General features: G+C 36.3%; 15 protein-coding genes and 1 riboswitch. Of the genes, 1 reads left to right on the top strand and 14 read right to left on the bottom strand.

What is annotated here, in order from left to right; all coding sequences use genetic code 11:
- Positions 1-155 precede the first annotated feature (155 nt).
- Positions 156-1,358 (bottom strand): NupC/NupG family nucleoside CNT transporter, encoded by a 1,203-nt coding sequence (locus tag U8521_RS08705; protein ID WP_334332579.1) that lies wholly within the window; start codon positions 1,356-1,358, stop codon positions 156-158.
- A 152-nt stretch (positions 1,359-1,510) separates the two neighbouring features.
- Here U8521_RS08705 and U8521_RS08700 point away from each other — a divergent pair, with 152 nt between their 5' ends.
- Positions 1,511-2,356 carry an aldo/keto reductase gene (locus tag U8521_RS08700; RefSeq protein ID WP_334352444.1) on the top strand — a complete coding sequence of 282 codons (846 nt, stop codon included), beginning with the start codon at positions 1,511-1,513 and terminating at the stop codon, positions 2,354-2,356.
- A gap of 15 nt (positions 2,357-2,371) precedes the next feature.
- Here the strand turns inward: U8521_RS08700 and ribH are convergent, their stop codons facing one another.
- The 13 genes from ribH to U8521_RS08635 all read right to left on the bottom strand — a co-directional run bounded on the left by ribH (position 2,372) and on the right by U8521_RS08635 (position 13,932).
- The gene (gene ribH, locus U8521_RS08695) at positions 2,372-2,842 is read right to left on the bottom strand and encodes a 6,7-dimethyl-8-ribityllumazine synthase (RefSeq protein WP_334352443.1); all 471 of its coding nucleotides are present in this window, start codon (positions 2,840-2,842) and stop codon (positions 2,372-2,374) included.
- 1 nt (position 2,843) lies between these two features.
- Entirely contained in the window at positions 2,844-4,040 is a 1,197-nt protein-coding gene (gene ribA / locus U8521_RS08690) for a GTP cyclohydrolase II (protein ID WP_334352442.1), read from the bottom strand.
- On the bottom strand, positions 4,033-4,626 hold the full coding sequence (gene ribE / locus U8521_RS08685; RefSeq protein ID WP_334352441.1) for a riboflavin synthase: 594 nt from the start codon (positions 4,624-4,626) through the stop codon (positions 4,033-4,035). Before ribE ends, ribA begins: the two co-directional genes overlap by 8 nt.
- Positions 4,626-5,651 (bottom strand): bifunctional diaminohydroxyphosphoribosylaminopyrimidine deaminase/5-amino-6-(5-phosphoribosylamino)uracil reductase RibD, encoded by a 1,026-nt coding sequence (gene ribD, locus U8521_RS08680; RefSeq protein WP_334352440.1) that lies wholly within the window; start codon positions 5,649-5,651, stop codon positions 4,626-4,628. Before ribD ends, ribE begins: the two co-directional genes overlap by 1 nt.
- A gap of 116 nt (positions 5,652-5,767) precedes the next feature.
- Positions 5,768-5,903: riboswitch (FMN riboswitch) on the bottom strand.
- Between the two features lie 101 nt (positions 5,904-6,004).
- On the bottom strand, positions 6,005-6,784 hold the full coding sequence (locus U8521_RS08675) for a gamma-glutamyl-gamma-aminobutyrate hydrolase family protein (RefSeq protein WP_334332585.1): 780 nt from the start codon (positions 6,782-6,784) through the stop codon (positions 6,005-6,007).
- 234 nt (positions 6,785-7,018) lie between these two features.
- Entirely contained in the window at positions 7,019-7,387 is a 369-nt protein-coding gene (dhaM, locus tag U8521_RS08670) for a dihydroxyacetone kinase phosphoryl donor subunit DhaM (RefSeq protein WP_334332586.1), read from the bottom strand.
- A 5-nt stretch (positions 7,388-7,392) separates the two neighbouring features.
- Entirely contained in the window at positions 7,393-7,977 is a 585-nt protein-coding gene (gene dhaL, locus U8521_RS08665; RefSeq protein WP_334352439.1) for a dihydroxyacetone kinase subunit DhaL, read from the bottom strand.
- A 15-nt stretch (positions 7,978-7,992) separates the two neighbouring features.
- Positions 7,993-8,985, bottom strand: a complete 993-nt coding sequence (gene dhaK / locus U8521_RS08660; protein WP_334352438.1) for a dihydroxyacetone kinase subunit DhaK — start codon at positions 8,983-8,985, stop codon at positions 7,993-7,995.
- 66 nt (positions 8,986-9,051) lie between these two features.
- Entirely contained in the window at positions 9,052-9,864 is an 813-nt protein-coding gene (locus U8521_RS08655) for a Cof-type HAD-IIB family hydrolase (RefSeq protein WP_334332588.1), read from the bottom strand.
- On the bottom strand, positions 9,864-10,634 hold the full coding sequence (locus U8521_RS08650) for a Cof-type HAD-IIB family hydrolase (protein ID WP_334332589.1): 771 nt from the start codon (positions 10,632-10,634) through the stop codon (positions 9,864-9,866). Before U8521_RS08650 ends, U8521_RS08655 begins: the two co-directional genes overlap by 1 nt.
- Positions 10,635-10,752: 118 nt before the next feature.
- Positions 10,753-12,057: a Sapep family Mn(2+)-dependent dipeptidase gene (locus tag U8521_RS08645; protein WP_334352437.1), complete on the bottom strand. Its 1,305-nt coding sequence runs from the start codon at positions 12,055-12,057 to the stop codon at positions 10,753-10,755.
- A gap of 15 nt (positions 12,058-12,072) precedes the next feature.
- Entirely contained in the window at positions 12,073-13,389 is a 1,317-nt protein-coding gene (locus tag U8521_RS08640) for a PTS sugar transporter subunit IIC (RefSeq protein ID WP_334352436.1), read from the bottom strand.
- A gap of 18 nt (positions 13,390-13,407) precedes the next feature.
- A complete protein-coding gene (locus tag U8521_RS08635; RefSeq protein WP_334352435.1) occupies positions 13,408-13,932 on the bottom strand; it encodes a GrdB-related putative oxidoreductase in 525 nt (174 codons plus the stop codon).
- Positions 13,933-13,940: the final 8 nt, after the last annotated feature.

The raw sequence follows: 13,940 nt of genomic DNA, 5'->3' as shown, positions 1-13,940 counted from the left end.
ACTTTTGCTTTCAAATCAAAACTATATTTAACCATACAAAAAGTGCTCCATAATCATTAGATTTCTTGTCTAACAATTATGAAGCACTTCAATTACCACGGCCTATTTGCCTTAATGCTCGAGAGTTGACCATGTCCTGTTCCACTCTCTGTTGTTTACCAAATGAACAATCCGACGAACGCAGCTGATAACAGCGAAACTAAGATCCCTGATAACAACATATAACCTACATTTTTCGAAATCAAATCGTTCTTTTCTTTATCAACAATTCCTTTGAAACAACCAATAATCATTCCCAAAGTTGAGAAGTTGGCAAAAGAAGTAATAAAGACTGTCAAAACAGCTCGAAAATGTGGATCAAAATCCTTGATTGTATTAGTAACTTTACCCATAACAACAAACTCATTCGTCACTAACTTAGTTCCCATATATTGTGCCATCTGGAAAGAGTCACTGGAATTAAGTCCAAGTAACCAGGCAAAAGGATACATGATTATTCCTAAAATATGTTCCAGTGTTAGCCAAGGATTAACCAATTGTAAAATTTTATCGATCAAGGCAGCTAAAGCAACAAAGGCAATCACATTTGCGGCAATGATCAAAATTAATTTACCAGCACCTAAAATAGAATCTCCTAAAAATGAGAAAAATGGTTCTTTTTTGCCATCACCTTGTCCTTTAAGCTTAGCAATCGTATCTTCTTCTGGCGTTACAGTCACCGGATTCAACAAACTCGTGACGATAATAGCATTGATGATATTGATAGGAATCGCCGTCAAAACAAATTGGCCTGGCATCATTTGAATGTATGATCCAATAATTGAAGCCGTGACACAACTCATTGACATCATCGCCAAAGTCAAATTTCTCATCGAATTCATTTGTTTTAATTGTAAACTTGAAACCGCCAAAGCTTCAGTATTACCGAGAAACATCATTTCTACAGCAAAAAACGACTCAAACTTCGGTTGCCCAGTGATAAATGACAACCCTTTTCCAATCCATTTGATGATAAATGGCAAAACGCCAATATATGTCAAAATATCAAATAATGGAACAATCAATAAAATTGGTAACAAAGCACTAGTGAAAAAATCCATGCTCTTGACGTGCACAAAACTCGGTAAGGCAAACTCAATCCCCACATAAGCAACTTGAACTAACCAATTGAACCCTTCTGCTGCACCGGAAACAATCGCACGGCCAGCCTCAAAACTAGTCAAGAACCAAGCCAAGACTAAGTTTAAAATGACCATGACCGCAATTGATCTCCAATGTATTCCCTGTTTGTTTTTCGAGAATAGAAATCCAATACCTAGAAATACCAGCAGGCCTATAACATTAACTAATAGGTACATAAAAAACTCCTTTGTATTGGTAATATTGTTTAATATTACATGGCGTGTATGGACTTGTCTATAATTTTTTGTTCCCATCAGTTAATATTTCTAAAAAAAATATTTACGATTTATAATAGTGATACAAATATTCTTGAAAGTGAGGCCTCATTTTGAAAAACATCTTATTCAATCAACAACAGACTTCAGCAATCGGCATTGGTACTTGGCATTTAGGAGAAGGCAATGCCACTGAAAATAACCGCCAAATGGAAGCCATCAAATATGGACTCGATCATGGCATCAATTTGATCGATACTGCCGAAATGTACGGTGAAGGATTGTCTGAAACCTTGATTGGTAAAACAATCAAAGACTATCCACGGGACAAATTTCAATTGGTATCCAAGTTTTATCCCTATCACGCCACCGAAAAATTGATCGAGACTAGTTTAAAGAAGAGTTTGCAACGCCTACAAACTGATTACTTAGACTTGTACTTGTTACACTGGCGCGGTGATACCCCACTCTCAGAAACCGTTACTGGCTTAGAAAAAATGGTTCAAGCTGGTTTGATCAAAAACTGGGGTGTTTCTAATTTTGATTTGGCCGATCTCAAAGAACTTTCACAGCTAGAACATGGCACTAACTGTCGCGTCAACGAAGATTTGTATAACATCGGCAGCCGTGGTATTGAATATGACATCTTACCTTGGCAAAAACAACACCAAATGTCATTTATCGGTTATTCACCCTTTGGATCAGACGGTGGAGCTTATTTAAATATCAAACCAGTTCTAAAGGAAATGGCTCAGTCAAAAAATATCACCATCCATCAATTGCTATTAGCCTGGGTCATTCGTAATCATGACTTATTGAGCATCCCTAAGACCTCTTCAGTTGAACATATGAAGAGTAACCTCGATGCCATCGATATCAGTTTCACTCCTGATGAATTGGAATTGTTAGATCAGAACTACCCTAAACCAAATCAAAAAACATCACTAGAAACAATTTAAATCAATGGCAGTCAACTACAACTTGGCTGCTATTTTTTCGGCATTGATCACTTCAACTACGTCACTGGCACATTCACTACCTTTATTTCCAGCTTTTCCACCAGCCCGATTGAGTGCTTGATCCATATTATCAGTCGTCAAAATCCCATACATTACTGGGATTCTACCGGTCAGTGTTTGTTGACTCACACCAGTGGCTGACTGAGCACAGACATAATCAAAGTGAGCAGTTTCACCTCTGACTACTGCCCCTAAGGCAATCACACCGTCAATATTTTGGTTCTCGGAAATGATTTTTGTCATACGAGGGATTTCAAAAGCTCCTGGCACTTTAATTACTGTGATATCTGCATCAGCCACCTGCAGTTGTTTTAATTTTTCCAAAGCTCCTTGTAGCAATCTATTAGTCACAAGCTCATTAAACTTAGCAACAACTATCGCAATTTTTAAATTTGTTCCATTTAAATTTCCGTTAATTTCGTTCATGTTAATCTACCTCGTTTAGTAAATGATGAAATTTTTTCTTTTTAGTTTCTAAATAATGACGATCGTTATTATTTGGCTTAGTTTCCAAGGGTACTCGTTTAACGCTGACGCCCAATTTTTGTAACTGGCTGATTTTGTCAGGATTATTAGTCATTAAAGCTACCGAATCAATTTGAAAGTATTTCAAAACCGACATTACAACGTCATAATTTCTAGCATCTGCTGGCAAGCCTAATTTCTCATTGGCTTCAACCGTATCATAGCCGGAATCTTGTAACTGATAAGCTCGCAATTTATTGATCAATCCGATACCCCGACCTTCTTGATGCAAGTAAATCAAAGCACCGTTACCATTAGCTTCAATTTTCCTTAAAGCTGTCTCTAATTGTTCCCCACAATCGCAACGCTTGGAACCTAAAATATCACCGGTGAAGCATTCTGAATGAACTCGTAAGAGTAAGTTCGATTTTTTGAGATCATCTTTATAAATGACCAACAAAGGTTGATTTTGATAAGTGAACGAGTGCAGGCGAAAATGTCCAAATTTAGTTGGTAAATCAACATCGGAATCTGACTTCAAAACTTGAAAGTTAGTTAAGTAACGATATTGAATAATGTCAGCAATCGTAATCATCGTCATGTGATTCTCGGTCGCAATCTCCTTTAGTTGTTTACGACGTGCCATCTGACCATTGTCTCGAATAACTTCACAAATGTAAGCTACCGGTGTGGCTTGGGCAATTTTAGCTAAATCAATGGCTGCTTCAGTATGTCCATCACGAACAATTACGCCGCCATCTTTAGCAATCAATGGAAAAATATGCCCTGGATGATAAAAATCATTTGGTTCGTTTGAGGTCGCTAAAGCTTTAATCGTCTTAGCACGGTCAAAAGCTGAGATACCAGTCGTTGTAGTTTTTACGTCAGTACTGATGGTAAAAGCCGTGTTGAAAGCATCATGTGAACTTGCCATCAGTGATAGATCCAACTTTTGAGCAATTTCTGAACTCATCGGAACGCATAACAATCCGCGAGCATGATTGATCATAAAGTTGACCTTTTCTCCATTTACAAAATCGGCTAAACCGATCATATCCCCCTCAGCTTCACGATCAGTTGAATCTGCGACAATGATCAATTTACCTTGTTTTAAATCCTCAACCGCTTGTTCAACTCTCTTAACTACTTCATTAGTCATTTTGACTCCCCCTCAAATTGCGATACACATATTTTCCTAAAATATCTGTTTCTAAATTAACTACGTCACCAAGCTTTAAAGCTCCTAAAACTGTCTTTTCTTGTGTAAAGGGGATAATTCCAACTTGAAATTGATCCTTTTGGACACTAATAATCGTTAAACTAACTCCGTCAATTGTGATTGATCCTTTTTCAACTAAATAAGGTGAATACTTAGGGTCAATTGAAAAAATTAAAAGATCTGAATTTCTAGCTCTTTTTTTAGCCAATAATTGCCCAGTTGTATCAACGTGTCCTAAAACAAAATGGCCTCCGATTTTAGAATTTAGTTGCAATGCTGGTTCCAAATTCACTTCCTGTTGCAGTTGAAAATCATTGATATTAGTTTTTTTAACTGTTTCTGGCATCACATCGACTTGAAAACGCGCTTTTTCAATTTGCGTGACTGTCAAACAGATGCCATCGATAGCAATACTATCGCCAAGTTCAAGTTGTCCTAGGTGATGTGAGATGACCAACGATAAATTATCGCGTGATTGCTTGATCTGTTGGACCTTCCCAATACCTTTCACAATTCCTGTAAACATTATTCAAGCCTCCAAGTCGTAATCTTTAAATTATCAGCTAACGTTAAAATTTCTGGTTGAGCAAATTTCAATTTAGCTACGGGTCCATTGATTGCTGGTAATCCTTGGCCAAAAATTTTATTTGCTAAGTAAATGACCAGTCGATCACACAATTTTTCATTGAGAAAATCTGCCTGCAGGTGGCTACCGCCTTCAACTAATATCGATTGGATTCCTAAATGGCCTAGTTTTTGGATAATTTTAAGTGGTGTCCAATCATCTACAAAAACTTGAACATTTTTCGGTAATGTTCGACTGGATTCTTTTTGACTAAAAAAATAAATCGGTTCACTGGTTTGAAAAATCCGCCTTTTCAAATCAACACTGTTCACGTCCCGAATGACAACTGCACGAATGGGTGGAAATTTTTCTTTTTTACGAACAGTCAATTTAGGATCGTCTATTTTAAATGTATTTTCACCAACCAAAATCACTTGCGATTCTCGGCGTAATTCTTGACTATCTTTGAAAACCTCTTGATTGGTGATCATTGAACGTGTTCCCTTAGTTTGATTGACTTTTCCATCCAGAGTCATGGCATATTTTATTGTTACTAGCGGTCGGTTGTTTTGATGAAAAAATTTATAAGCAAGGTTCAAATCATTTTTTTGATGCAAATTTTCAACCTGAACTCCATGATGCTCTAAATACTTGATCCCATTACCGCTGACTATGGGATTAGGGTCGGTTTCGGCAATAACTACTTTCTTAATGCCTACTTCAACAATTTTTTGCACACATGGTGGTGTTTTGCCAAAATGTGAACAAGGCTCTAAAGTTACGTATAAAGTTGCCCCATAAGCTTCGGAAATATCCGGCAAATGTTGTAAAGCGTTTATCTCAGCATGATTCTGGCCATAAGTTTCATGGTACCCAGAACTTAAAATTTGCTGATTTTTTACAATTACGGCCCCAACTTGGGGATTTTTCCATGTATCTTTACCCTTTCTCGCTTCTGTAAAAGCTAATTTCATAAATCTATCCAAAATCCTATTCACCCCACAAAAAAAGCCCCGCAAAAATTTTGCGGGACTTTTAAGATAAGCTAAATAAGACTCCATACGAGACGACGCCAAATAGGCTTATCAATAGCATGAAATTTTATTTTCTTCTACCATCCAGACTATACTGTCGGCTCTGGCTTAATACCAGATCCACCACTCTCGTGGGTCACGGGCTCCAACTTCAAAGAAGCTGCTACCGTCGGTCGGGAATTACACCCTGCCCCGAAGAAATCTATATTCAGTTTTCATGAGAAATATTACAATAAAAATGTTATTTTGACAAATCAAGTTTTATTAATTTATGTCTAATAAATTAGAAACCATCGTTTAAAAAATTAAACAGCTGAATTATTATGTAGCTTCTCATTAGCCTTATTGCCAGTGGTCTCGAAATAAGTAGGAGCAGTCCGATTAATAAAATCACTAAAAAGTGTCAATTGACGTGAATCCTTTTGCCACAAATTTTCAGGATGCCACTGAACAGCTTGGATAGTTGCATCTTCATTCTCAATAGCTTCAATCACACCATCTGAAGCGGTAGCTACAACTTTTAAATGATCAGGTACTGATTTGATAGCTTGGTGATGTCTAGAATTAACATATACATTGTCGCCAATCGATTTATATAATTTTGAGTTGAAATCAACTCGAACAAAATGTGTCGGTTGATCTCCGGGCGCAGACTGTTCATGTTTCAACAATTTGCCCGAATACTGAGTTGGTAAATCCTGATATAGCGTTCCCCCCAAAGCAACGTCAATCATCTGAGCTCCACGACAAATTCCAAAAATTGGAATCTTTTTTGCCACAGCAGTACGAATTAGAGCAATTTCAAATAAATCCCGATCACGATTCGTAACTCGCAATTGCGGAATGGGTTCTTCACCCATAAAGCTAGGATCTATATCTGGTCCACCAGAAAAAATAATTCCATCCATTTTTTCAACCAATTGATTGATTTTATCTACTGGTAGGTATGGTAAACCTACTGGAATGCCGCCAGCTGCTAATACCCCATCAACAATTGGTCTTGGCACAAAATCCATCAACTTCTGATCGATTACATCGGTTGCCTCTAAAAATACGTCTGCAGTAATACCAATCAATTTGCTCATAGAGATTGAACCCCCTTTTTATAATTTTAATTGTAAGACTAGCACTCTAAATTAATCTGTCAAATGTTTTGTTAATAATATTAAATAATTACTAATAAATATCTAATAATTTAATATATTATCTAGTATAATCGAGCTAATATATACAATCAATATTAAAGTTACTCTAATTTTATAGACATTTTGGAAAAAAAAGACACATTCTTTAATTTTCGAATGTGTCTTTGATCAAATTTATTTAATTTTAAGTGGTTCTAATGTTTTTTCTATCGTCTGAAGAGGTGAATCAATTTCCGCTAAAGTCGCTGCGGCATATGCACCTTCGACTAATGCAACATCGTATTTATGAATCTTCTTGTCCGTCATTTCCATTAACATCTCTAAATTCATCTTTGAACTGCCAAGATCATAAAAGGCTAAAATTTCCTCACCGGAATTTTTTTCTACTGCTGTTTGAATTTTTTCTAATGATGAACCAATTTTGCCATCGTCAGTTCCACCAGCAATCGTGATCGATAATTTTGGTGCTGCCTGTTCAATTAATTTCTTTACTCCAGTAGCAATATCTTGCGAATGTGAAACTATTAAAATTCCATATTTCATAAATACTATGCTCCTAACACAGTTAGTAAAGCTTCAAACAAGTATGCACTTGATTGAGCTCCAGGATCTATGTGACCTTTGGACTTTTCTTCCAAATAACTAGCCCGGCCCTTTGTGGCAACTAAAGCTTTATTGTTTGCTAAAGCATCATCGAGAACACTTTGTGTGAATTGGTTATTCTCCAAAGCTTGCGCCACTGGTTCCCAAACATCGATCATCGTCTTCATACCAAAATCTGATTGCCCTCGACGTTTCAAACCAGCAAGACCTGTTTGAACTAGCTTAGTTAAATCCTTATCATCCTTAGCCTTCTTTGACATATCTAAAAAAGCTGTTCCATAAAGGGGACCTGACGCTCCGCCAACTTTTTGAATCAAAGCAAAAGCAACAGTTTTATACAAACCAGCAATATCTTCAGGATTCTTTTTTTCAAAAGCATCAGTAATAGCTTTCATTCCTCGATCCATATTTGTACCGTGATCACCGTCACCGATAGCTGTATCTAATTCATTTAATTGGGATTTTTCACTTTCAACTTTTCCAACAAACAATTCTATCCATTTTTTCGTTTCAGCTAAACTTAATTCCATCAAAAAACTTCCTCTCTACCAGCCAATTGTAGTAACTGGTTCTTCCAACATATCGATCCATGCGTCTTCAGCTTTCATTATTGTTAATGAAACACCTTGCATATCAAGTGAAGTGACTTTATTTCCCACTTTGCTAAAAGCAACTTGAATTTTCTTATCTGCCAATTCATTCAAAACATCATTAGCAAAAATATATTGTTCCATTAAAGGTGTAGCACCCATACCATTTACTAGAACAACAAATTTTCCCGTTTGATCAGAAAATTCTGGCATGATTTTTTCAATTAATTGATGAGCCAATTCCTTAGAAGGCTTGATTTTTTCAACTGAATAACCACGTTCATTATGAATACCAATGCCATATTCGACCTCATCATCTTTCAATTCAAAGCCCGGATGTCCAACAGCCGGAACTGTAGCTGCATGCAAAGCAATTCCAATAGTCTTTGTATTGTCGATCACCTTTTGTCCCAAAACAGCTAAATCATCCAGATTCATGCCTGAACGAGCGGCTGCACCAACAATCTTTTCAACCAAAACTGTTCCAGCTACACCACGTTTACCTTGTGTGAATTCACTATTTTCAACTGAAATATCATCATCAACAACAATCGTCTTAATTTTGATATCTTCAGCTTCAGCCATTTCTTTAGCCATATCAAAATTCATAACATCACCAGAATAATTCTTAACGATCAACAAGACGCCTAAGCCTTGGTCAACTGCTTTAATAGCTTCATAGATTTGATCAGGAGTTGGTGAAGTAAAGACCTCACCAGCAACAGCAGCACTCAACATCCCGTCACCAACATAACCGGCATGTAAAGGTTCGTGACCAGATCCTCCGCCAGAAACAACACCAACTTGTTTATTTTGAGAAAATTTTACATCATTTCTAACAACTGCCGTAGTTCCCTCAATTTGTTTAACCAACTTAGGATTAGTTTTTACAAGACCAGAAATCATCTCGGAAACGATATCCTCAGTTTTATTAATGATCTTCTTCATAATTGCCTCCTTAAACGCTTTCAATACAGTTTCATTATATTATTTCTCGTGATTTTTCCCAACTTTTTACAAAGCAAACTTCTCAATTGCTAAGCCAACACCATCATGATTGTTATCAGCCGTCACAAAGTCACAAACTTCTTTAGCACCTTTAGTGGCGTTGTCCATCGCTACACCCATGCCAGCAAGCTTTATCATAGAAATATCATTATCCCGATCACCCATGGCAATTACTTGCTTCATATCAATATTCAATGAATCAGCCAAATGTTTGACCGCAACTCCTTTATTGACGTGCTGTGGAAAAATTTCTAGAAAACCAACACCTGTCCTAACTACAAAATAGTCTTGATCAAAATGGTCATGAACCATTTGTGAGATTGAATCTAATTTCTTTTCATCACCATTGATGATGGCTTTGACGATTTCAAAATCTTCAGGCAGTTCATCTGGTTCACGAATCAACAAACCATTATCATTTTCAAAAGCTTGCGTAATAGTATATTTATCAATATTTTCAAAATGACTAGTATATGTCCGCCCTTCTGGATCGACAACGTTATAGTTCAAACGGTTTCTTTGTGCAAAGTCAACAAATTCACGATAAAATTGATTACTCAAAGTTTGTTGGTAAATGATTTTTCCAACCATATTTTCAATGATTCCGCCACCATTGGTAATCATATATTGCTCAGAGCCACTGATCCCCAGATTTTTGGCATAATCCGTTATAGCGTTATGAGTTCTACCTGAACACAAGACAACTTTAATTCCTTTAGCTAAAGCTCTTTTGATTGCGGAAGCGTTTTTTGCTGAAACCGTCTTCTCAGAAGTTAGTAGAGTATCATCCATATCTAGTGCTATTAATTTATAATCCATTACTTATCCTCACTCAAAGCATATTTTGTTATTGCCACTCCAACACCGCTATGATTATTATCGAGCGTTATGTCGTCAGCAAAATTTTTAATTCTTTGTGGTGAATTAGCCATTGCTACACCCACGCCAGCTAATTTCAACATCGGCACATCATTATCCAAATCCCCGATAGCTAATACTTGTTTCATATTTATTTTTAATCGTTTGGCTAATTTTTGTAAGGCTAAACCTTTGTTAACCTCCTTGGGAAAAAGTTCAATATCACGAGGACTGGTTATTACAATAAAGAACTTTTGATCAAATTTTTGATGCAAACTTGCTGCTAATGAATTTAACTTATGTTTTCTTGTATGCATTAAAAACTTGACAATACCTAGTTCTGGATCAAGCATCCTTTTTTCCATCCATTCTTGATACGAATCATAAATATTTCCTTTGGTATCAATCAAAATATGCGCAATTTTATCATCGGTTAGTTGCTCAGCTATTTCTTGACAAGTGGTATTTTCTAGAACTTTTCGATAATGAATTTTTTTATCTAGACTTTCAATGACATTACCACCAAACTCAATAATATATTGGTCACTGCCTGAAATTCCTAATTCATGGCAACTGTCAATTATGCCATCATATGAACGCCCTGAATTCAAAACAACTTTAATTCCTTGATCCAAAGCCTTTTTTATCGCCGCTTTATTATCAGCCGAAATCTTTTTCTTATCATCCAAAAGAGTGCCATCCATATCAATAGCAATCATTTTTATGTCCATAATGCTCTCCTTTGCTTTACTTTTACTTTAATTGTAATCCTTTACATAAATTTAAGTGAAAATAAACAAAAAAAGCAATATTCAATCACTAAAATGATTAAATATTACTTTCTTTTATTTAGGACAATTCAGCCAAAAAGCAATCATAATAAATCTGCATCATCATTTGCCAATCACTGTATTTTAACCATTCGTCACCTTTGTGAGCAATTCCCTTTTGTCCTGGGAAGGATGGTCCAAAAGCAACGATATTTGGTAAAGCTCTAGCATAAGTTGCCCCCGTAGTCGTCACTGGTTTTCCATCTAAACCTGTGTCTTCTTCATAAATTTTTGAAAACTTTTGCATATAAGGCAAATCCTTATCCTTAACCACTGATGGGAAATTACGATTAATCTTAACTGACATATCATCAGCTAATTGACTCTTTAATTGTTGAAGAACTTTTTCTTCACTAATTGTCACTGGATAGCGCATTGAAATATTAAAAGTAAGCTCATCAGTGTCCTTGGCAAGTGAATAAAATGACAACTGTAATTTTCCTGAAGCCTCATCAGAAAAATCTAAACCTAGATTGTGACCGTCAAATTGTGTTCCAACTTTTTCATTTAGCCATTGGAAAATTTTACCCGTCTCGCCATCTAGTGTGCTACATTTTTCAACCATTTTTGGCAAAACATTATCTGCCATATCTGGTGCATTACTTGGAGCTTTCTTACCATGAAATTCAAATTTTTTGCCGGCTAAAGTAACCGCACCATATTCTGGTAAAAAGCTACGATCAAATTGTCCTTCAATCGCATCAATCTGTGACAAAGAATCATCAGAAACTTTTGCAGTTATCGTTAAGTCAATCAAACCACGTTCACCATATACGATTGGAAATTTACAATCCGGAGTAAACCCACCATAAGGAGGTTTTTCTGTTTGCAAATAATATGGAACATCTCGACTACCAGATTCTTCATCTGTTCCAAACATGATTCTGATTCTTTTCTTCAAAGGAATATTTTGCTGCTTAATTAGGTACAGAGCGAATAACGATGAAAGAAATGGTCCTTTGTTATCTAAAACTCCTCGTCCATAAAAGTATCCATCTTTTAGAGTTAAATCAAAGGGTGGGTAATTCCAATCGTCTGTCACGTCAACGACATCCAGGTGACCTAAAACACCAAAGTACTCATCTGTATCCGGACCATACTCAGCCCAACCGACACAATCTGATACTTGTCCAGTCTTAAAACCTAATTTATTAGAAAGTTCCAATAAATACTCTAACGCTCTTTTAGGACCAATCCCAAAGGGAGCTTGATAAGTCTTGTTGCCATTGATACTAGGTATTTGAACTAACTTTCTAAAATCTTCGATAAATTCATCGCGTGATTGATTAAATAACTTTTCAAAATCCGGTCTAATTTCTTTCACTGTATTTTCATCCCTTTAAATATTACTAAAATCAATATCAACGTCATCTACTTCGGCAGCTGCTTGTTCTTCCTTCAGATATTGTTTATCAAGCATCATGACAAATGGATAGTAAATGAGGACTCCCAGTACTAATTCAAACAACTGCAATAACGAGGCTAGCCAACTACCAGTCGACAGCCAACCAGAGATCAATGGCGGCGTAGTCCATGGCAACATAACCCCATTTGTGTACGGTATCCAATGCAATGTAAAGACAATTCCAGAAATCAAAGTATTTAAAACTGGAACAATGATAAATGGAATGGCAATGATTGGGTTTAAAACAACTGGTAAACCAAAAATAATAGGTTCGTTGATACCAAAGATACCAGGAACAATCGCTAATTTACCAAGTTCTTTAATACGTCTTGATTTACAAATGAACAACATAACGATTAATAGTGACAATGTACTACCACCACCACCGTATGTTGTGAAAATATCAATAAATTGTTGTGTATAAATATGTGGTAATTCATGGCCTGTTTGGAAAGCCTTCAAATTATCTTGTGTTAAAACGAAGAAAATTGGTGACCAAACACTATTAGTAATAGTTGGTCCATTGATACCAAAGCACCACAATAGTGAAGCTAAGAAGTTATAAAGCAGTACTGAAGGTAATGAGTTACCGACATCCTTCAATGGAGCTTGCAACATTGTATAAATGAAATTATAAGCAGTACCAAAATCAGTCAAACTGAACAAAACTCTAACTAAGAAGAAAATCAAAATAACAAAACCACTTGGCAATAATGCATCAAATGATTCACTGACAGCGGGTGGAACCCCATCAGGCATCTTGATCGTCCAATTACGTTTAATCGCAAATCTAAATAATTCAACACTTATAATAGCTGTAAATAAACCTAAGAAAATTCCGTTTGGACCTAAATACATTGTCTGAACGGCACCGACAGTTTCCTTACCAACTTTAACCGTTGTTGGTGTCATGATCAAAAATGAGACAATGGCAACTGCACTGGCATGAACGGCTCTCAAACCACGGTTTTTACCATAAGAATATGAGATACCAAAACATGCCAATAAACCTGTAAAACTGAAAACAGAATCAGAAACAGCACCAAACCACTCGGTCCATTTGGGGCCTAAAATACCTGTCCAGAAACTTTCCCAACCGGGAATCGGAAAGTTACCAATTAGTAAGAAAATTGAAGTAACAATGATTAGTGGTGTGATAATTAAAAATCCATCACGCAACGAACGTAAAACTACGTTGTTGGCTAATTTTGTCGCCACAGGCATCAAAATTTGCTCAAATTTCTTTTGCATAAAGCTCATCCCCCTTAACTAATAACAATATTGACTAACGAATTCATTAATATCTTCTTTCTTAACCTTTTTATTACACAATTCAATTCCATGATCGATTGAATCTTGAAGACCCGTTCCACCTTTTTTAGGCATTTTAACGATGTTTAATTGATCTTTAAATTGATTGATTATATCTGCATTTTTTTCTTGTGCAACCATTGCGACAACTGGAATATCAGAATCTTTTTGGACGGCAGCTCCAACTTCACAAGCCATTTTGGCAAAATCAGCGTAGTCGTAAGTTGGTCCGACTAACAAAACATCTGGTTGCATCTTTTGACACATCCGTGTGATTTTACCTTGTACTACTTCACTGTTTTCCTCATAGTATTGAGTCCCACAGAAAAAGGTAGCCATAACGCTTGAATCTTGTTTCTTTAAATCTTTATCGATCGTATCTGCAGCACCCATAGCCAACTTCTTACCGCCTAATTCAGTATCGGCTTTTTCTTTACCACCTAAGCCGGACTGGATTTGGTCCAATAAAACAATTACCTTCATACTCACTA

The organism is Companilactobacillus miaonis (assembly GCF_036913615.1).
In the GTDB taxonomy this organism is placed as follows: Bacteria; Bacillota; Bacilli; order Lactobacillales; family Lactobacillaceae; genus Companilactobacillus.
The sequence above is the reverse complement of the archived record's forward strand: the minus strand, read 5'-3'. Positions and strand labels throughout refer to the sequence as shown.